Source organism: Kurthia sp. YJT4, assembly GCF_030219945.1.
In the GTDB taxonomy this organism is placed as follows: Bacteria; Bacillota; Bacilli; order Bacillales_A; family Planococcaceae; genus Kurthia; species Kurthia gibsonii.
In genome coordinates this window covers 1367745-1388174 of the sequence record NZ_CP126689.1, presented here as the reverse complement: position 1 = coordinate 1388174, position 20430 = coordinate 1367745, and the positions used below count along the sequence as shown (strand labels likewise).

Below are 20430 nucleotides of genomic sequence, written 5' to 3'. Positions count from 1 at the left end.
AGCTGTGTCCTCCTATATAAATTCATCATACCCCGAACATATGTACAGAATCAATCTTTTGAAATAATATTACTTTAATAAAAGTGGTAACGCTTTAAAGTTTGTCACAACTTCGTCTGCCATATGTAATTCCTGCTGCTGTGCAAAGTCAAATGCTACACCAATTGCTTTAAAGTGATTTTTGTGTGCTGCTTCAAAATCTGAAAGTCGATCCCCAATAACAGCTCCTTCTTCCAATTGCTGTTCTCGAATAATACGCGCTACTAAATCTGCTTTATTCCCTGATGACTCGACATCAATACTGTATACGGCTTGAAAATATCTTTGTAACTGATACGTATCAACAATGGCTTGTAAATAAGCTGTTTGACCGTTACTTGCAATAAATAGCGGATCTACTTTTGATAATTTACTCAACACATCTTCTACACCGTCATATAAAGCTCCTTGTCGATTCTGAATACAACGAATTAATGCATGCTGAAAAAAATCATTACTTACTTGGTGTTGAGATTCCGTATGTAATGGACAGAGCGTTCTCCATACTTCTGGTAAAGGTACACCCATAATCGCTTCATAACGTTCTAATGGCGTCTCTCCTTCCCATAACCCTTTGTCACGTAACATTTGAAAAGTTTCTTCTAGTGCGGGTGCTAAAATTAAGTTCGTTTGAAACAATGTACCATCCATATCGAAAATATACCCTCTCATATAACCACTCCTTTTCATTACACATATTTTACCATAATAAAAAACAACTCCCCTCTGGAAGTTGCCTTTTCTGGAACATATGTATGTCCCGTTTGGAATTCATTCCCCTCTGTGAATTACCTTCCAATCTATTTCAAAACATTGTACACGATGGAGCTAGCAAAAGTTTCTCCCTCTGGCATCCCTTTTGGTGAAATGGTGCGACATTTCCCATGAATCGCGTTCCCCTCTGTGAACAGACGCTCCATGTCTTACTTATAACAATGTTTTGGCGTGTTGAATTTGTTTTGTTACTTGTTCAAAGCCTGTGCCGCCTAATGAATGACGACGTTTTACTGCGGCAACAGGTGCTAATACATCATAGACATCTGCTTCAAGCAATGTACTTTCTTTTTGCATCTCCTCTAATGGCAGATCCAGTAGATAAATGCCTTTTTGAATACATGTAAACACTAACTTTCCTGTTACTTCATGTGCTTCACGGAATGGCATCCCCTTCGTTGCTAGATAATCTGCTAATTCTGTCGCGTTCGAGAAGTCATTATGAACTGCTTTGTGCAACACTTCTTCATTGACAACCATCGTGCGAACCATGCCTTCAAAGATTTTTAACGAGCCAACGACTGTATGAAGTGTATCAAACATACCTTCTTTATCTTCTTGCATATCTTTGTTATATGCAAGTGGAATACCTTTTAATACGGTTAATAACCCCATTAGATTACCGTATGTACGTCCTGCTTTACCACGAATCAATTCTGCCATATCTGGATTCTTCTTTTGTGGCATAATACTTGAACCAGTTGAGAATGCATCATCTAATTCAATAAATTTAAACTCATCTGTCGACCAGATGATGATTTCTTCTGCAAAACGTGATAAGTGCGCCATTAGCAGTGAACTATTTGATAAGAATTCTACGATGAAATCACGATCACTTACTGCATCAATTGAATTTTGATATACAGCTGAGAAACCCATTAATTCGGCACTTAATTCACGATCAATCGGGAAAGTTGTACCTGCTAATGCACCCGCACCAAGTGGCGATACGTCAATACGTTTCATTGATTCCGTAAAACGTTGTTGATCGCGCTCTAGCATCCAGAAATACGTCATCAAGTGATGTGCGAATGAGATCGGTTGTGCACGTTGTAAATGCGTGTAACCTGGCGCAATTGTATCAATATGCGCTTCTGCTTGTTCTACAATCGCTTGTTGCAATTTCTTAATCAGTGCAATCACTTCTGTGACACGCTTCTTTAAGAATAGATGCATATCTGTTGCAACTTGGTCATTTCGACTACGACCTGTATGGAGTTTACCTCCAACAGGACCGATTAAGTCGATGAGCATTTTTTCAAGATTTAAATGAATATCTTCGTGTTCCACTTTGAATTCAAGCTCTTGATTTTCTGCTTTTTCTTGTAATGTGTGTAGACCTTTTAAGATGGCATCTACTTCATCTGCTTGTAAAATACCGCATTTACCAAGCATCGTTACGTGAGCGATACTGCCTTCAAGATCCTCTGTAACTAGTTGTTGGTCGAAACCAATCGATGCCCCAAATTCGTCTACCCATGCTTCAGCCGATTTTTGAAAACGACCGCCCCATGCTTTGCTACTCATTATGCTTTACCTACTTTTTTACCGTTAACGATTGCATTAACTTTTGTTGGAAGGCCCCATAATTCGATGAAACCAACTGCTGAATTGTGGTTGAACTCATCGTCTTTTGTATAAGTTGCAAGTTTTTCATCATATAGTGAGTTCGGTGATTTACGTCCTTCAACTACTGCATGACCTTTGAATAAACGTACACGAACTGTACCGTTTACATATTGTTGTGTATCTTTAATGAACGCTTGGATTGAGTTACGTAATGGTGAGAACCATAAACCATTATAGATTAGCTCTGTTAATTGTTTTTCAACAACTGGTTTGAAATGCGCTAATTCTTTTACAAGTGTTAAATCTTCTAATTCTTTATGTGCAACAAGTAGTGTGTGCGCACCAGGAATTTCATAAACTTCACGTGATTTAATCCCTACAAGACGGTTTTCAATGTGGTCGATACGTCCAACACCATGTTTACCAGCTAATTCATTTAATTTTAAAATCATATCTGCTAATTTGTATGATACGCCGTCTAATTTTGTTGGTACACCTTGTTCAAACTCGATTTCGATTACGTCTGCTACGTCTGGTGCATCTTCAATTTCAACTGTTAAATCATATGCATCTTTTGGTGGTTTTGCCCATGGATCTTCTAAAATACCACATTCATTTGCGCGACCCCATAAGTTTTGGTCGATTGAGAATGGTGAGTCTAAGTTGATTGGAATTGGAATATTGCGGTCTTTTGCATATTCGATTTCCTCTTCACGACTCCAGCCCCACTCACGAACAGGTGCTAATACTTCTAAATCTGGGTTTAAAGCGTTGAATGCAACTTCAAAACGAACTTGGTCATTCCCTTTACCAGTACAACCATGTGCCACTGCTGTTGCGCCTGTTTGTTCTGCGATTTCAACTAATTTTTTCGCGATTAACGGACGCGATAGTGCTGATACTAATGGATATTTTTGCTCATACCATGTATGTGCTTGTAAAGACATTAATGCAAAATCTTCTGCAAATTCGTCTTTTGCATCGATTACGTATGATTCAACTGCACCAACTTTTAATGCTTTTTCTTGAATATGTTTTAAATCTTTTCCTTCACCTACGTCTAAGCAACAAGCAACTACTTCATAACCTTGTTCTTGTAACCATGTAATTGCAACAGATGTATCTAAACCGCCTGAATAAGCGAGTACGACTTTTTTCATTTTTATTTCCTCCGATTCGCGTTGTGTATGTTTATACGTTTTTATTTTATATTTATGCACTTATCATATCATGGTATTTTTATGAATGCAAGTGTATTTTCATGTATTTTGTATTTGTTTTAAAAAAAGGTTTAAAAGCCTTTTAAACATTGACTTTCAAACTTTTTTATCTCTATTCTTTTTATGCATATTTTGTGTTTATTCATGCATATTTGCATTTTTCTATGCAAAATGACGTGATTCAATCACTTCTATTAAACTTTTTTCAAGCGAGCGTAATTCTTTATATAGAAAGTATAGCGATACATTCGGTAGTGGAAAGCTTTGAAAATCGTAAATATTCAACCTTCCCTCCATCATATCTTTTCGTAAGATGAGTTTTGGTAAAAAAGAGATTCCTAACCCATCACGAATAAACTTCTTCACCGCATATGAATGCGATAACTGAATTTGTTTACACGATGGATAATGGCGCGCCACTTCTTTTTGAATGTAAGCAAAGTTCGTTGGATCATGCCCTGTGAAAAGAGGATATTGTTGAAACAATTCATGTTCTTCAATAAATACGCCCGTCTCATCGTCATATTGATCGAGTGGATAGGCGAGTTGTAATGGGCTCTCCACAAATAGATGACTACGCACACGTTTTGATCCAGGCTGTACTAAACCAATCGCTAGTTGAATATCTCCTGCTTCTATTAACTGTTCCATCTTCTCCGACTCTTCAATCGTAATCGAAATTTCATACTCAGGATGTGTACTAATAAATTCATATAAAATATTTGGCAAAATCGTTTCCACCATCATCGGTGTAATGGCAATCTGACACTTCTCAATGACACCCTTTTGTTGCAGAGCAAATGTTTGCAAACTCTCATCCCACTGCTGCTTCATCTTTTTCGCCTGCACTAAAAATAATTTCCCCGACTCTGTTAATGTTACGCGATTATTTTCACGCTTGAATAATGTCGTATTCAAAGCATCTTCTAACTGTTTAATATGCACCGTAATACTCGGTTGCGATAAGTTTAATTGCTCCGATGCCATTCGGAAATTTTTATACTTGGCTGCAACGAGAAATGTTTCAATCCAACGATATTCCACTTCACACACCTCTTTACTATTTTTAATTAAAATATTTAAATATATTTAATTTTATTAATCATTCTTTTATTTTACTATAAAAGTAGTAAAAATAATCGGAGGGAAGCTTATGACAAGAAATTTGAAAGGGATTTTTGAACAATTTGCCCAGCAAGAGTGTCACAATTCGAGTCCATTATATGAACAATTGTCTTATGCGATTGCACAAGATGAAGCGATTTTGCGCATTGCTGCCCAAATTCCAAAAGAACAACCCATTCCGAATTTGCTCTTTGCCTCTGTTCAATATTTATTGATGACACAAGAACATCCACTGCGTGCATTTTATCCACGTTTTACGGATTTTGTACAATCACCGATGGAAGCGTTCCCACATTTTAAAGATTTTGTCTTAACACATACACAAGAACTTGCTTATCTTTTTGCAACAAAACGAGTTCAAACAAATGAAGTAAGACGTTGTGCTTACTTGTATCCAATGCTTTGTGATATTTTCGAACAACATAAAAAACCGCTCGCACTCATCGAAGTTGGCACAAGCGCTGGTTTACAGCTCGGTATCGACCATTATCAATTCCGTTATGGCGATACAACAGTTGGCGATCAAACGAGTTCACTGACATTACAAAGTGATAATCGCGGAGAATCTTTACCAAAAAGTATTGCCAAACCTTTTGAAGTGGCGACACGAATTGGTATCGACTTACGTACAATGAATGTAAACGAGGAAGAAGATTTAGATTGGTTGAAAGCACTTATTTGGCCTGAACATACTGACCGTCTACAATTACTCAATCAAGCTGTGCATATTACACGTGAATTACCAATTCAATTAGTGGATGGTGATGCAACGAAGAAATTACAACGCATTGCAGCACAAGTACCTGAACAAGAGATGCTTGTCATCTTCCACACATATGTAGCGAATCAATTCTCACCTGAAGCGAAGATGAATTTGATGCAGTCACTTATTGCGATTAGTAAAACACGCCCTGTTTATCATATTTACAATAATTTATATGATGAACAACTACACCAAGATTTCTTACACGAACACCAAATCGAAGAAATTCGTCGTATCGACCAAGCGGAGAGCCACGCGCGCTGGTTCAAGTGGAAGAATTAAATATAGTCATTTAAAACATAGAAACCCCCGTATGATATCAAAATCATACGAGGGTTGTTTATGTTGGTTCCGCTTCGAAAAAAACAATCACTCTACACGTATATGAAACGCATACCAAGCGTCGCCATCTGATGTGTTTTTTTCTTTTTGATTCGCCCAATCTGCTTGAAGAATATAGAAGTACGTGCCCTTTTCTTTGGGAGCCGTAAAGCGTAAATCTTTAAAGTTTGAAACGGGTGTTGGTTGATCTTTTTTCACTTGTTCAAGTGCTACTTCATCTGGTTGGCGTTTTAAGTCTATTTGAATCGCTAGTTCGGCTTCTGGTTGCACAACAATCGGCTGTTTTCCGTTCAATAGTTCTTCAGGACCTACTTTATCTGCACATTTGCCACTACCTGTTGCACCACCTGGCCAGCAATATGAACCAAGTTCTGTTTCATAGTTTTCTCCGTCTACTTCTACTGTCACTTTCGGTGGATTACTGCCGAGCTCTGTATTGTTCGAACAAGCAACAAGTAATAAAATGGCCACACATAGCATCATATACTTTTTCATGTACACACCTCTTTTGTTTAATTTTACCAAAAAGAGTATAAAAAGCAATGTTACTTATTTTTTATTAAAAAAAGGTTTGCCAATCGTTTCGACAATAGATGGTGCAAGTGCATAGAGTTTACTCGAGATCCCCATATACCACGGGATATTACATTCTCTTTTTTTCGTACCAATCGTTTGAATCGTCTTTTTTGCGACTTCTTCAGCTGATAATAGCACGTTCCCCATCTTTTGTCGGTATGTATTCGTCGCATCTGCATGGTCTAAAAACGGACTATCAATCGGACCTGGGTGAATAACCGTAATCACTTTATTCGGTTGTTCCAGTCGTAATGCATTCGTATAACCAATGAGTGCAAATTTTGTCGCTGCATAGACAGAAGCTTTCGGTGTTGCAACCTTCCCTGCTTGCGAACCGATAAAGATGAACTGCTCTTTTACAATCGGTAGTAACTCTTTTGTTAACTTCATCGGTGCTGTGACATTGAGTGCAATCATCGCATCTATGTCTTCATCGGCCATTTCCTGTGCATATGAGAATGTGCCAACACCTGCATTTAAAATCGCTACATCCACTTCTGGTACATTTTGAATGAGGTGCTTACGTTGGTGGTCATCTGTTAAATCTGCCGGAATAATATGCGCTCCTTGTTGTTGCCATTCATTTAAAATCGCTTCGTTTCGCCCTGTCAGCCATAATTCATGCGATGTATGGATTAATTGTTTTGCGATTTCATAACCTACACCCGATGTTGCACCTGTAATAAAAATTCGTTTAGGCGCGGACATAATGTAATACCCCTCGTTCGTCACTCGTTTCTACAATATGACCGAGTGATTGTAAATAATCGACCTGTCCAACTGTATGCGACAATGTTAGACCGAGTTCCGTTTCATATTTTGTTGGGAAAATTTTCGCAGACAATTCATAAACTGTAATCGGACCTAATTCCTCAATGATTTGTAATACTTTTAATGCACGTCGATGTTGACGTTCCAATCGTTCTTCAATCAGTGCATGTGCATCTAAAATCGGCGCACCATGCCCACTGTGTACAATTTCTACAGGTAAATCCAATACTTTTTTCAGTGATGCATTATATTGAAGAAGCGATTTCGCACGTGGATTATTCGGCATTAATGGTGGTTCAATGAGTGGATTCGATACCGTATGCGAAATCAACAAGTCGCCACCTAATAATTGTTTTGTATCTTCATGCCAATAAGCTAGATGTGACTGCGCATGTCCCAATGTTTCAATCGCATACACCCCTTTATGACCAGGTACTTCATCGCCTTCTTTTAAAATACGAGTTAGCGGTCTTGTCCCCATCATATGCGGTCGTCTCGTCATACGCTTTGGCCACTCAAAAAATTTTTCAGGCACACCTTCAATTTGTAGTTGATGCATATAAAAATCATAGTGCGAATCGATAAATACAGGATCACGACGTAACCAGGCATCATTATAAATATGCCCCATGATTTCAGCATTTGGAAAAGCATCCGTCCATCCGATATGATCAGGATGATGATGCGTTAAAATTACTTGTTCAATATCTTCTAAACGATAGCCCTCTTGCTTTAGTCCTGCTCGAATCGCCTCAAGTGCTTCGTCTGTTTTTGTACCTACGTCTATAATGGATAATGCATCACCCTTTAATAAATGGCAATTCACACTTCCAACGGCGAAGGGTGTTGGTGTTTCAATTCTTTTTATCATGTGACAATCCCCTCTCACTTCATACTGAATGGTTATTCATATGATTATACTGAAATCTTGAATGATTGTCATCTACCAATGACAGTTGACAACCTCTTGTAAAGAAACTATAATCACTTTTATATACTAATGCATTGATGAAGAATAGTATAGCAGTCATCCCTTGCGAAAAGAGAGTGTGATCACCGGCTGAGAGTCACATGGCAAAATGAGCTAGAACCTACTTCTGAGCAGTTCTGAAAACAGAACCGTATACTCTGCGATAAAGAGTCTGAGCGTACTCTATTTTTAGAGTAAAACAAGGTGGTACCGCGGAATCCAAGCATTTTCGTCCTTTTTTCATAGAAGGATTGAGAATGCTTTTTTATTTTTATTATTTTAGAGGAGGCGACATGTATGCAAACAATTGTATTCGCAGGCGCAGGTTCAATGGCAGAAGCAATTATTCAAGGATGGGTTAAAGAGGGGGTTGTAGTCCCGCCAGCCATTCATGTAATGAACAAGTCGAATGAAGAAAAACTCGCGAAGCTCGCGAACAGCTATGGTGTACAAGTTGTTTCAGACCGTCGCGCGATTTTAACCAAAGCAGATTGTGTTATTTTAGCGATGAAACCAAAAGATGTGATGGCAGGGATGAACGATTTAGCCCCGTATTTACGAGAAGATACAGCCGTATTATCCGTTGTTGCAGGTACGAGTATTGAGACGATTCAAAGTGTTTTAGGTAACCGCCCTGTTGTACGCGTCATGCCAAATACATCGGCAACAATCGGTATGAGTGCGAGCGGTATGGCTTTTAGTGAAGAAGTATCGGATGAGTTGAAAGCTACGTTTAAAAAGATGTTAGAAGCGATTGGACTCGTAATTGAGGTGAAAGAGGAAGAACTTCATGCGATTACAGCACTATCAGGTAGCGGCCCTGCTTATTTATATTATTTAGTCGAGGCATTTGAACAAGCAGGAATGAAATACGGTCTAGAGCAAGGCACAATTCGATCACTCGCTGTTCAAACGATTGCAGGTGCTGCTGAGATGCTGAAACAATCAAACGAAGAACCTACGGAACTACGTCGTAAAGTGACAAGCCCAGGTGGTACAACAGCAGCTGGTATTCAAGCACTTGAAAATCATCACTTCAAACAAGCCATTGAAGCTTGTATTGATGAAGCTACAAAACGCTCGATTGAATTAGCAGCGGAATAAGAAAAGGACTTTAGCAGATTAATTTGTGCTAAAGTCCTTTTTATTATGTGTATTATTTATTTTAATGACTATCTCTAAATTGCACCCAATGATTTCATTACAGCATCAATCGGATCAGCATAGAAAATAGGTTGAACTTTAATTAATAAATCAGAAGGTACTGTTTGAAAATCTACTACTGACGAAGCAGGTATCAACACTTTTTTTGCACCTGCATCTACACAAACTTGAAGTATATTAGGCAATTCTTCGATTTTTTCAATAGTTCCGCCAACTGTCATATTCCCTAATATAATTGTACTTTCTTGTATAGGTCTCTCTAATGCACCTGAACATAATCCTACTAATTCTGCAACAGACACTTGAGGTGCTAATCCAATCCCCTGTAAGTCTGCTATATGCATTAAATAGTCTTTGGTTTTAATCGCAATGGATACACTTATACTTTTACTATTAGCTGTGAAATAACGATATGCTGTATCTAAACTCTCTTTAACAGCACGATTTGAACCTACACCAGACTTTTCAAATTTCCCTGAACCTGAGACTACTTGATTTTCTAGCTTAAATATACCAATCATTCCAGATTCATTAGCACCAGCCGTATAAACATGCCCCGCCTTACTTAAACCTTCGGGAATTAATTTACCGCCACCTTGTTCTGGTATAGATACATACAACTCCTCTAAAGATTCTTTATCAATATATGAGAACATGACATCGTAAAACTCCATACCACCAATTTTTTTCAATTGTTCTTTTACACGACGACGCCCTTCAAGTGCATATTGAAGTACTTCTTCTACATCTTCTTTCGAGAATTCATTGTGTGGATAAAGTAGCTTCATCAAACCAGATACAGTCTTTCTTACACCAATTACATCACGTTGGTTTAAATTATTTCCTAATTTAAAGTAAGTATCGATTGCATCACTAAAAGAACGTTTACGCATCTCTCTAAAGTATTCTGCTAAATAATCTACAATAAAACCATAACGATCCGTAAAGAAATCTGGACGCATTTTAGGGATTTCCCAACCAGGTAGGTAGTAATGCATACGATCAAAGAAAGCAGAATCATTATTCATCCCTTCTGGGAACGGCGCAAATAAATGAGAAGTTTTAATGAGTGAATCCACGCTTTGATTAATATTCCCTACAAAGACCATAGATGCAGAAGCTGTTTTCTCTTCTTTACCACGTGCAAATGAGCCACTTGCCATGTAATCCTTCATAATTTGAATCCCATCTTTATCTTTAAACTTTATACCTGCAACCTCGTCAAATGCTACAACATCCCACATACCGACCAAACCTACAGTTCTAGAAGACATATTGTAAAATAAATTGGCCACCGTCGTCTGACCACCCGATACTAAAATAGAATTTGGAGAAATCTCTTTATACACATGTGATTTACCTGTGCCACGTGGTCCTAATTCACACATATTATAGTTATTTTCTACAAGTGGTACTAAACGTAATAATAGATGCCATTTCGCACGATCATCTAATTGTGTTGGTTCCATCCCTGTTGAACGAATGAGTATATCCATCCATTCCACTTTTGTAAATGCTTTACGACCATCGATAATTTCATTCAAATCCATATTCGGCATTTGAATAGGTTTTAAATTTGCTATACTAAATGGACTTAAATTCCGTTGTTCTTCATCAAAAAAATAATCAATTTTTAGCATACACCAAATACCACCAGCTAATAATTTATCAAATTCTTTGACATAAGATGCTGGTACAGGCACTTCTTTTAAACCTAAATTCGAAAACTCTGCTTCATATAAATCACGTTTTGGGTTAAGTCGTACTGTTACCTTATCAATAATTGAATATTGACCAAGCTCTCGAATTTTACTTTTGATTTTTTCTGCTTCATCAGGACGAACAAAATTATCAGAAAGAATACTTTTGACACGATGAATCCCTTCTTGAATACTCTCTTCATCATCTGTAGCACAATACATCCCTAGTAAATATTCCAACACATATACTGGAACATTGGCACCCTCTTTAATGAGTTTTGTTAAATCTTTACGCACGACGCGCCCTGCAAAAACTTCATTTAGTTTCCGATCTAATTCTATTGTATTCACTTCATGTACGTTATCCAATATCATCCCTCCTTACAACTAAAAATCAAAGTCACTTACAATACTCAAATTAATTTCAAATGGAATACGTTCAATTTCTACCCCTGTTTCCTCATCCTTCATCATTAAGTAATACGATTTACTACGATCATATGAAATGTTTTTCAATGCAAATCTTAATCTGAATTCACGCTCTGCAGGATTAGAAGAAGTACGGTCGCCAATGACTCTTTCTTCATTTGATAAACTTTGGTTCTCGTCATCTACCATATACATAATTATGATACGAGGTTTTAACTTCTCGCCAACCTTCTCCGTTTGGAAGAAATTCAAATTAAATATACGATTTGTTATTTTACGCATCGTACTTGTTAGCTTAATATCGACTTTAGAAATTTGTTGGACGCCTTTTTGACCTGCTCGTTTATTTTTAAATGATAGTAGGGGTACCATAATTTCCTGCAAACTTGTACCGCCATGCACAAAATTCACTCCCGCTCCTTGAATGCGATTTCGAATTGTTCCCATTGGTACATACGCATAAAGCTGATGTTCATTTTGCACAATTGATGTTAAATCAACTTTAATTTGTCCATCGATTTCTGCATTTTCTTTTGATAAAGCGTAGCGTCTTGATAATTCAACTGCATCGATTTTCACCTTTTCAATTTTGTCACTTTCATCTAAAGGTTCACGCTGATATAAAAAGCCATGATCTGCTGTAATATAGATATTAGTTCCGCTTAAATCATCCCGAATCATCTTAACAATATCCGATAATTGATTGAGTGCTTTTTCAACTGCATCAAATGTATAAATTTCTGTGGACGCCTTATCCCCCATCGCATCGATTGTATCATGATAAATATAAATCAATTTTTTACCTTTGAATGTTTCACGTCTACCAGCTTTATTCATATCCATCATATCCTGATAATAAACAGCCATACTATCGGCAACTGCATTTTCAATAATTGCTCGACGATTTTCGATTCCAGCAGTACTTTTACCATCCACTAATACTTTCATAGATTCATTAAAATCCAATGTTTTATGCGGTAATAACGAGGCCATACCGAGTTTTGTAACAGATGGAACTCCACTTAACATCGTTTGAACTGTACAAGAACCAAGTGTTTCTGAATTTAAACGATTCGCTAATTCGACACCAACTTCATAGCGAAAGGCATCTGAAATAATTACAAATGCACGTTCACCTTGACGTATATGAGACGATACGACGGATGAATAAAAATCTTGCTGATTCATCACACCAGGCAATGACCACTCTTCTGTCATTTCAGACTTCACAGCTTGTGACCAATTAGTACTTAACTCACCTATGAACCAATGTGTATATAGATGCTCTACTAAATCTTTTAGCTTTTTCAAAATCTCATTGTTACTTTCTGCATCATACGCTACATAAAACTTTCGGTAATATGTATCCATTACATAATACTTACTTTCATACGCTTTATAGATTTCAGAAGCTTGACCAGAAGGGATACCTTGTCGGTGCTCCGTATAAAACTCCTGCATTTTCACGCTATAATATAACGCTTCGTAAATTGATGCATAGTTTTCGTAGAAATGTTTCGCTCTTCGTAACTTAATTAGTTTAATGTACTCTTCAAAGTCTTCTCGCCCTTCTAAAAGGCTGTTCGCAATATAGATAATGATTGCTTTATCTACATATGGGAATGTATCTGCTTGCTTAAATTCATCGATAGGGATTGACTGTAACAGTTTCGGAAGTTGAATTTCCTGCTCTACCATCTCTACGTACTGATTGTATAATACATAGTCTGCTTTATGATGCATCCAGTGATCCATAAAGACCAATGCATTTGTTTTATTACGAGTCGCAATAAAGTTCTTTATAGACGTTAAATATTCTTCTGATACACTATGACTAAATGCAGTCACTGCTAAATGAATAAATAGAGTTTTTAATGTTGGACTTTCACGTTCATAACCATACATATTGGCTACATAACGCCAAAATACAGCAACATCAAAAAACTTGCCCATTTGCTGTAAGTATTTATTATTTTCATCTTCCAGCGTATCCGTTAATACCGTTTTTAAAATTTCTTCGAAGTCAAGAACCTTCACGTTGCATAATACGCTCATAATCGCGAGCTCAATGGACTCCTCGCTGTATGCTTCCATATCAACTGCTTGAAACTTACGGTAACGCTCCTTATTCTGGAAGAAACGCTCGTATTTCTTTACAACACCACGTAATGCTGAATCAATTTGGAGGTCATTTAAAATAAGTGATAGCCGATCTGCGTAGAATGTTGTCGAATAAAACACTGTATCCGCTAACCAATTATTTTCTAAACCTAATTCAATATTTGTGTAAATTAAATAGTTAGATGTTGTATCCTCTTCTTCCAATAAATACTTCATATAAAATTGATTATTATCCAATAATGTTTGGACCTTAACTCCATCCAAAACAAATTGCTCAATTTCCTCAATAAACTCTTCATCCTTATCTACCCAAAAGACAATTTTTCGCTGTTCGCCGTCTTGTAACGGCTCATTGAAAATGTCTTGTAAAGCCGATGCTATTTGCTCGATATTCAATACATATCACTACTTTCCTTATCTAACTACTGAAAAAATGATTTCTACCAAGACCATTCAGTTCGTCTATATAGCCCTGCAATGTTTTCAACTGACGTGTTTTATAACCCATCTGTTCTCTATAAAATCTCGTGTCTTGTTCTGGATTTTGTAATCTTATTTTTTCAAGCTTACTCATTTCCTGTATGTCATAACCAGTTTTGTAAATTAAAAATGCCCCCGTATAATCGCTTATATGGATTTTCTTAATTTTATCGTCTTCGCCATCCCATTTATACAAGCTTATTTTTTGATGGAACTTTTCCAAATTATCATTATGAATAAGCGTACGATAAATTAAATCACTTTTAACTAACTTTGAAATGCTATCATCATCAACAGCTTCACTCTGATATTGAGATTCAAAAAGAAAAATAATGATTCCCATGAAAACATCAATTATTTGTAACAATGTACTTTTTTCAGAAGATGCTTGAACTACATCACTTACTTTGTAGCCTTTGTTTCGATAAGCAGAATGCGCATTCATTTGTTCCTCTAATTTACGTTCTAAATCAATTTTCTCATACTCACTATTTTCATCAATAATAATTTGAACTCGCTTGCCTACCTCTATATCACGAGTCAGGCCATAAAATAGTCTTTCTGGAAGCTTCACATAAAATAATTCGCGTAACTGCGTCATTGTTAGATCCATTTCCTTCGCAATCTTTTCAGCATCTTTCTTATTCACAATCATTAAATTTACTTTAATATCTTGATTTAAGACATAATCTAACGCTTTGAAATATTTACCAAAATGCGTATCGCTTGTATAATCAACAAAATGAATTTCACTTTTTGTCTTCAATTGTGTATTGATTTCATCTACTGCATTATTAATATTATACATTGTAGCCATTGTGATTCCTAATGCACCATAATAGGAATATAGCCCATTAGGTTGATCTAATTTGTTCGATTCGTCAAAAAATATTTTGTAGTTCATTCATTTCCCCTCCATTTCCGATTAGCGAATGTTGACATTTCAACATCATGCATAATATAATGGTGACATCATATAATAATTTATGAGCGACTTCTTTCCCCGCTATCATTTGCAGGGCTGGAATAGCTCTTTTAAAACCCTTTCCCCGCTACCATTTTGCAGGGCTGGGGTTTTTTTATTTTGCTTAAATAACGAGAAGGTAGAAGTTATAGCTGAGATTGCTATACTTTCTACCTCAAATTTCTTTAGCAATAAAATTATTTTGCCAAGCTCTCTTCAAAAATAAAGTTTCTATTATTTTTAGTAGGAACCAATTTATAAAAATCACATTCCAAACTTAATGCAATTTCCTTCAAAAGCTTTTCATTTTCACCATCACATCGATCAGTAATATAAATAGCAGTTGGCTTAATTGGCATTTTTATAAAACTTTCTTTTTCTATGAAAATTAATCTCCATTCTTTTTCATAAGCCCAACTAATATGTTTAATTAAATTCTTGTAAAACAACAAACGGAGCAACGGGTGAAATTGACCATTCGATGCAACTTCAATTAACTTTTTCAATACACCCGTAATATCCTCTCTTTCCTCTCTATAAATGACTGGATAAAGGAGTTTAGTAAAATCCGAATTCACGCCTAACTGTTTAAAGTCATATTCCACAGCAAACCCCGAACCGCTTTCAGCATAATTCCCCCATAACGGCAAATTATATAGTTCGCTACTAAAGCACGTTACTTTTAATGGTGTTAAAGCTTCTCTAAACATTTTGTCTATTTCTTTATCTAAAGATTCACCAATATAACTTAAACCTTGAGTTTTTGAAAATTCAGTAAGTGTTGCGCTATCCCAGAAAATGCCTAAACAATCAAATGGATCATTAAATCTTTCTGCCTCAGTCATGCGGATTTGATTTTGTTTCAAGGTGTCCAGTCTTGCATTTGAAAATTTTTCAAATCGAAATAATCGATTCGGGATATGTTTATATTTTTTGCTATAAAAAAGACTTAACTCTCCTCTAATCCCATCCATAAGAAAGTCATAAATAATATCATTTGTAATCAAACAATAACCTCTCCTGCCACTTAAGTCTTAGATTTAATAGTTCGTCCAGTTTCTTCTTTTCCTTATTTCATACTTCGTATATCCTCCATAAAAGCCCCTGAAAAATTCACTCAAATAAGGATATAATTCGAAATTAGATTCTATTTTAAGAAGCTTATTTACAAGTTCGCTAATTAACAAATAAGTATAATAAACCGCATATTCTTGAACATACGCATCCAATTGGACCCTCTCAAATAATTCAGCAGTATTATCAATAATATTATTTTTTTCGTTAAAGATCATAGCCACGCTGTTTTCATTAATATAGCTTTTCAATTCTTGGATTCCATTATCCCTTGAGGTTTTGCGCTTTGGGTTATGCCGTAAAATCTCTTCTTGAATAATTGCCCATTGAATAAGTGGATCAATATTTTGTTGTTTTCCAGTTAAAACGTCTAAATTATAATATCTTGTTGTTTTCGCAAATTGTGATAAGCATTTCAAAATACTAAATGAAATGTCATTCATATCCGCGTCCGAGTGACAAAACAGCTCTATTTCATTGATTTTTTCAAACATTTCAATTAAATCATGCCCATAATCTTTTAACACTTTATTGTTTGGAAACGAGTTATTCGTACCTCTATAATTCTCGATGATTATAAGCCTCATTAGTCGTTCTAAACCTATAGAAAGCTGAAAAAAGCTTGATAATAGTCACCTTTTGCATAAATATTTGCTCTACAAAGTGCATTTAACCCATACCGTATTGATGAAGAGGCAATATGTGCTTCTTTCAATAATAAAGCGACTTGATCTTGTTTGATGTTCATTATGCTCAACTCTCCATTGGCAATAAATTATCGCAGAAATTCCATAAAACAAAAAGAGTAATCTATACTTGAGAGAAAAACTATATCTTCGCCACTAACCCTTTAAATAATTCATAATTATGCTTCACACCGTCGTCTAAATCGATTGGAATTTTCTTATCCGCCATGTGATGAAGTAATTCATCATACGCTTTTAATTCATCAATTTTCTTATCAAGCGACTTCAATGCTTTTTTCGCATCACTAATTTCTTTTTTTGTATAATCGCCTTCAATAATTGACAATAAATCTTTCTTCTCTGCATCCATACGAATTTGCACTTCGTGTAAATAATCAGTGCGAATACGAGAAAGTGTTGTTTCATCATAACGATGCATGTATATTAAGCAGTTAAATGCTTTCTCTTTACCAGAAGTAAACAACCAATAAATTGGAGCCTTTCTTCCCCTTGCACTAAATATATCAATATGATCTTGATAAAAATCATTAATAAAATAACGTCTTAATGCCTCTTTTGCACTCTCTCCTTTCTTTCGTCCCAGAATTTGTGCAATATAATCAATATTTTCATTAAAATTCTCGTTTCCGAATACAATGAAAATAAATTCATAAAATTTGTTAACAATATCATCTTCGAAATAGGAATTACCTAAAATAGATAGTATATTTTCTTTGTTTACTCCAAAATTATGGTATTTCGAAGTATCAAATTTACCCCCAGAGTATAATATTCCTTCCTCATCTAAGGAATAACGCCCAAACATACAACCTACAAAATAAGATATTAAACTTTTTATTTGTTTTATTCGGCTTAATTTAATAAATGTTACTTCGTCTTTTGACACTTTAGGATTAATTTCGTAACTTAAGCCATAAATTTTCATGAAAATTTTATTTAATTCCTCTTCATTAAATCTTAACTTTTCAATTTGTTCCTCCATCTCATTTTCCCATAAATCTAATGCATCGCAAATTAAATTAGTTTTATAATTTAATGAAAAATGTTTTTTGAAATTCCAAGAATTCTCAAAACTATCCCAATTCGCTTTAGCAATAATAATATTTTCTCTTACTAACAAACATATTTGTTGATAAAACTCTTTGTCAATTATTACTGGTACCTTACTTATTGTACCCGCACCATAATTAATAGATGGGTTTAATAATTTCAAAAAATAATAAGTTACTTTTGATTGAAGCAATCCTAACAAATATAAGCTATTTTCATATGAATCCGTGAAAACAGACGAACCTGCTGAATCAAATATCGCTCCTATATCTGAATATCTTATTGAAAATGGTTTTGTTGTACCTATAGCTGACCATGTTAAAGAATCTTTAAAAAACAAATGGGGACTTCTAATATCAGACTGTATAAAGTTTTTTACTTCATATCCATCATTTTCATAATTAATTACCCATTCATTCGAACCATACCATTTTCTATAACCTCCCCCTTTATTATAAGGGAACCATTTAAGTCTACTTTCTTCTGCTTCCTTAGAACTCTTATATCCTATCCCTAAACGATTATTATCTACTTCAAACCAAAGTCTTAAAAAATATTCATTATTTGAAGTATTCATACCTTTTTTCGCTTCTGCATAGTAAGATAGTGGTCTTGCTTTTGAAAAAACATTCAATGCACTTTCTGATACCCAATAAGATATTGGAAATTCTTTAATTAGTGCAAAATCATTCGAACAATTTGAATAACGATAATCTACTTTGTTATTAATTGCTTCTAAGGTTTTTATAGATTGCACTTCTGTTCCTGGAAAATCCGTTAATCTAATGTATTCACCTTTTAATAAAACATTATAGTTTCTTAATGTAAACGTACACACAGGAATCGTTGCTTCGGGGAAAGAATTATATTCTAACTCAATTAAAGAACTAATATTTTTTTCATTAACTATTTTTTTTCTTAACTCCTCATAAGATGATAAATACATCCAAACGAAAGGTGTTAAGAATCCAAGATGCCCATTATGCTTAGTCTTTTTCAAGCAGTAGCTTATAAAAGCTGAAAAAATATCAGCCTTTACCTCATTATAGTTATCTACCAGGAACGTACTAAGCGTATTGTTCATCTTACCGCTCCCCATATATGGCGGATTAGTAACTGTAATGTCATAACTATTTTTCATAATTTCTGACTGCTTTATTAAAGAAGGTAAAATGTCTAATGCATTTCTTCTATACTCTTCTTCAAATAAATCTTTTGCTTGGTTTTCTTTCATCTCTTCCAATCTTTTTTCAAGAAATGATAAATTCATATCGGGTACATCAATTAAAGATCCATAAGTTTTAGCATTATTAAACCGCATAATGAGGTCTTTAACATATTCAAACCTCTCACCACTATCTTCTTCTGCAATATATGCCATCAAATTTTCATCACATAAATTAGTTTCTTTTATTGAACTTAAATTCAGTATTAGAGAGTCTTTTTCAATACTTTTAAAGAAACGTCTATTATATTCCAACGCTTTCATTATTAAAGAGAAGCTGGCAAGTTGATATGCTCGGTCATCAATATCTAAGCCATATAAGTTTTTCTCAATGATTAGTCGTGGAATTTCTCTCTCCACATAACCACATCGGCTATAAATTTCAAATAATACATCAAACATGTATACTAAAATATGCCCACTTCCCATGGCTGGGTCAAAACATTTTATGTCTTCTACATTCAATTCTTTATTAATATAAGGAGCTATTTTTTCTTCAAAATCAGGCTCTGGATTTGGATTTTCTAAATAATATTCCCAATTAGAGATCAAATCTCGATGTTCTGGGTGCGACTCAACCCAATAACGTCCTAAAGCGTTTTGCACCATATAACGCACAATCCAATCAGGTGTAAACAGTTGGGTAGCAAATGGAATCTCTTCAGTCTTATATTTTATTTTAGCTTGTATTACTCTATCTTTTTCATCAGAAATATAATACTGATATAACCAGCCAATAATCTCAACACTTTCCCAATCGCTCTCTGCCATCACATCTGGATTTGTCATTTGACGTACAAATGAGTCTGTTCCAAGTAGTCCTTCTGGGAATAGGATTTCTTTATAATCCTCGATTGTTTCAAACATAAACGGCATATAACGGTTTAAGTCATTACAATGCACTTTAATTAAATACTTGAATAATTCATCCGTTTTATTTGCCATTTTCAGCTCATATACATACTCTTTATCCAAATCTAAATCTAGAGATAACGCTTCTTTCATCATATCTGGTTCTGCGCTATCGGTATTATACGATGATAAAACCCGTACTTTTGTTGGCAAGTAATCATTAACTTCCATGAAACGTAGTGCAATAAAACGGTTGAACCACGTATACGCTGTTTCCTCCATTACACGATCAAAGCCAATTTCTTCAATTCGTTTAATTAATTTGTTACGTTGGCGTCTTTCAACATCTGAAAGCTGTCTGCCGTCAATGAAGACGGCATCCGAACTTTCAACTGTTGCTTTTTGAATAGATTCAGCAGTTATCCCAATTTTTCTTGCTTGTAGTTCTACACGTTCTAATAACTCTTTACGTGCTTCTGTTGCGAACTTTTTCAGTGCGCTTTTATTCACTTCTG

Annotated in this window: 16 protein-coding genes and 1 other annotated feature; of the genes, 2 read left to right on the top strand and 14 right to left on the bottom strand. The window is 35.3% G+C overall.

All coding sequences use genetic code 11. The annotated features are described in order from the left end of the window. Positions 1 to 69: 69 nt before the first annotated feature. The 4 genes from QN089_RS06750 to QN089_RS06735 form a co-directional block, all read right to left on the bottom strand. Complete coding sequence (locus QN089_RS06750; RefSeq protein ID WP_068453668.1) at positions 70 to 711, bottom strand: HAD hydrolase-like protein; 642 nt, start codon at positions 709 to 711, stop codon at positions 70 to 72. A gap of 255 nt (positions 712 to 966) precedes the next feature. Beyond that, positions 967 to 2340: an argininosuccinate lyase gene (argH, locus tag QN089_RS06745; RefSeq protein ID WP_285216321.1), complete on the bottom strand. Its 1374-nt coding sequence runs from the start codon at positions 2338 to 2340 to the stop codon at positions 967 to 969. Further along, complete coding sequence (locus tag QN089_RS06740; RefSeq protein WP_068453671.1) at positions 2340 to 3542, bottom strand: argininosuccinate synthase; 1203 nt, start codon at positions 3540 to 3542, stop codon at positions 2340 to 2342. Before QN089_RS06740 ends, argH begins: the two co-directional genes overlap by 1 nt. A gap of 222 nt (positions 3543 to 3764) precedes the next feature. Further along, positions 3765 to 4646 carry a LysR family transcriptional regulator gene (locus tag QN089_RS06735; RefSeq protein ID WP_068453673.1) on the bottom strand — a complete coding sequence of 294 codons (882 nt, stop codon included), beginning with the start codon at positions 4644 to 4646 and terminating at the stop codon, positions 3765 to 3767. A 109-nt stretch (positions 4647 to 4755) separates the two neighbouring features. Between QN089_RS06735 and QN089_RS06730 the strand changes: the two genes are divergently transcribed. Next, positions 4756 to 5772, top strand: a complete 1017-nt coding sequence (locus QN089_RS06730) for a DUF2332 domain-containing protein (protein WP_285216320.1) — start codon at positions 4756 to 4758, stop codon at positions 5770 to 5772. A gap of 87 nt (positions 5773 to 5859) precedes the next feature. Here the strand turns inward: QN089_RS06730 and QN089_RS06725 are convergent, their stop codons facing one another. From QN089_RS06725 to QN089_RS06715, 3 genes are read right to left on the bottom strand one after another with little or no spacing between them, the layout of a single operon-like run. Further along, a complete protein-coding gene (locus QN089_RS06725; protein ID WP_285216319.1) occupies positions 5860 to 6327 on the bottom strand; it encodes a putative periplasmic lipoprotein in 468 nt (155 codons plus the stop codon). Between the two features lie 54 nt (positions 6328 to 6381). Next, positions 6382 to 7116 (bottom strand): SDR family NAD(P)-dependent oxidoreductase, encoded by a 735-nt coding sequence (locus QN089_RS06720; protein WP_285216318.1) that lies wholly within the window; start codon positions 7114 to 7116, stop codon positions 6382 to 6384. Continuing rightward, a complete protein-coding gene (locus tag QN089_RS06715) occupies positions 7103 to 8050 on the bottom strand; it encodes an MBL fold metallo-hydrolase (protein WP_285216317.1) in 948 nt (315 codons plus the stop codon). The genes QN089_RS06720 and QN089_RS06715 overlap by 14 nt, the downstream gene beginning before the upstream one ends. 125 nt (positions 8051 to 8175) lie before the next feature. Beyond that, positions 8176 to 8389: a binding site (T-box leader), on the top strand. Between the two features lie 57 nt (positions 8390 to 8446). Between QN089_RS06715 and proC the strand changes: the two genes are divergently transcribed. Further along, on the top strand, positions 8447 to 9253 hold the full coding sequence (gene proC / locus QN089_RS06710; RefSeq protein ID WP_121177975.1) for a pyrroline-5-carboxylate reductase: 807 nt from the start codon (positions 8447 to 8449) through the stop codon (positions 9251 to 9253). 74 nt (positions 9254 to 9327) lie between these two features. Here the strand turns inward: proC and brxL are convergent, their stop codons facing one another. From brxL to pglX, 7 genes are all read right to left on the bottom strand, one after another. After that, positions 9328 to 11382, bottom strand: a complete 2055-nt coding sequence (gene brxL, locus QN089_RS06705; protein WP_481810430.1) for a protease Lon-related BREX system protein BrxL — start codon at positions 11380 to 11382, stop codon at positions 9328 to 9330. Between the two features lie 18 nt (positions 11383 to 11400). Further along, positions 11401 to 13959 (bottom strand): BREX-1 system phosphatase PglZ type A, encoded by a 2559-nt coding sequence (pglZ, locus tag QN089_RS06700; protein WP_285216315.1) that lies wholly within the window; start codon positions 13957 to 13959, stop codon positions 11401 to 11403. Positions 13960 to 13981: 22 nt separating this feature from the next. Continuing rightward, a complete protein-coding gene (locus QN089_RS06695) occupies positions 13982 to 14947 on the bottom strand; it encodes a DUF3800 domain-containing protein (RefSeq protein ID WP_285216314.1) in 966 nt (321 codons plus the stop codon). Between the two features lie 257 nt (positions 14948 to 15204). Beyond that, positions 15205 to 16014, bottom strand: a complete 810-nt coding sequence (locus tag QN089_RS06690; RefSeq protein ID WP_285216313.1) for a DUF2971 domain-containing protein — start codon at positions 16012 to 16014, stop codon at positions 15205 to 15207. Positions 16015 to 16047: 33 nt separating this feature from the next. Next, on the bottom strand, positions 16048 to 16575 hold the full coding sequence (locus tag QN089_RS06685; protein ID WP_285216312.1) for a hypothetical protein: 528 nt from the start codon (positions 16573 to 16575) through the stop codon (positions 16048 to 16050). Positions 16576 to 16682: 107 nt separating this feature from the next. Continuing rightward, positions 16683 to 16829 (bottom strand): hypothetical protein, encoded by a 147-nt coding sequence (locus QN089_RS06680; protein ID WP_285216311.1) that lies wholly within the window; start codon positions 16827 to 16829, stop codon positions 16683 to 16685. An 80-nt stretch (positions 16830 to 16909) separates the two neighbouring features. Continuing rightward, a complete protein-coding gene (pglX, locus tag QN089_RS06675) occupies positions 16910 to 20425 on the bottom strand; it encodes a BREX-1 system adenine-specific DNA-methyltransferase PglX (protein WP_285216310.1) in 3516 nt (1171 codons plus the stop codon). Positions 20426 to 20430: the final 5 nt, after the last annotated feature.

Coding starts and splice junctions, on each gene's coding strand:
- QN089_RS06750 (WP_068453668.1), bottom strand. CDS start 711: ATGAGAGGGTATATTTTCGATATGGATGGTACATTGTTTCAAACGAAC.
- argH (WP_285216321.1), bottom strand. CDS start 2,340: ATGAGTAGCAAAGCATGGGGCGGTCGTTTTCAAAAATCGGCTGAAGCA.
- QN089_RS06740 (WP_068453671.1), bottom strand. CDS start 3,542: ATGAAAAAAGTCGTACTCGCTTATTCAGGCGGTTTAGATACATCTGTT.
- QN089_RS06730 (WP_285216320.1), top strand. CDS start 4,756: ATGACAAGAAATTTGAAAGGGATTTTTGAACAATTTGCCCAGCAAGAG.
- QN089_RS06725 (WP_285216319.1), bottom strand. CDS start 6,327: ATGAAAAAGTATATGATGCTATGTGTGGCCATTTTATTACTTGTTGCT.
- QN089_RS06720 (WP_285216318.1), bottom strand. CDS start 7,116: ATGTCCGCGCCTAAACGAATTTTTATTACAGGTGCAACATCGGGTGTA.
- QN089_RS06715 (WP_285216317.1), bottom strand. CDS start 8,050: ATGATAAAAAGAATTGAAACACCAACACCCTTCGCCGTTGGAAGTGTG.
- proC (WP_121177975.1), top strand. CDS start 8,447: ATGCAAACAATTGTATTCGCAGGCGCAGGTTCAATGGCAGAAGCAATT.
- QN089_RS06695 (WP_285216314.1), bottom strand. CDS start 14,947: ATGAACTACAAAATATTTTTTGACGAATCGAACAAATTAGATCAACCT.
- QN089_RS06685 (WP_285216312.1), bottom strand. CDS start 16,575: ATGTTTGAAAAAATCAATGAAATAGAGCTGTTTTGTCACTCGGACGCG.
- QN089_RS06680 (WP_285216311.1), bottom strand. CDS start 16,829: ATGAACATCAAACAAGATCAAGTCGCTTTATTATTGAAAGAAGCACAT.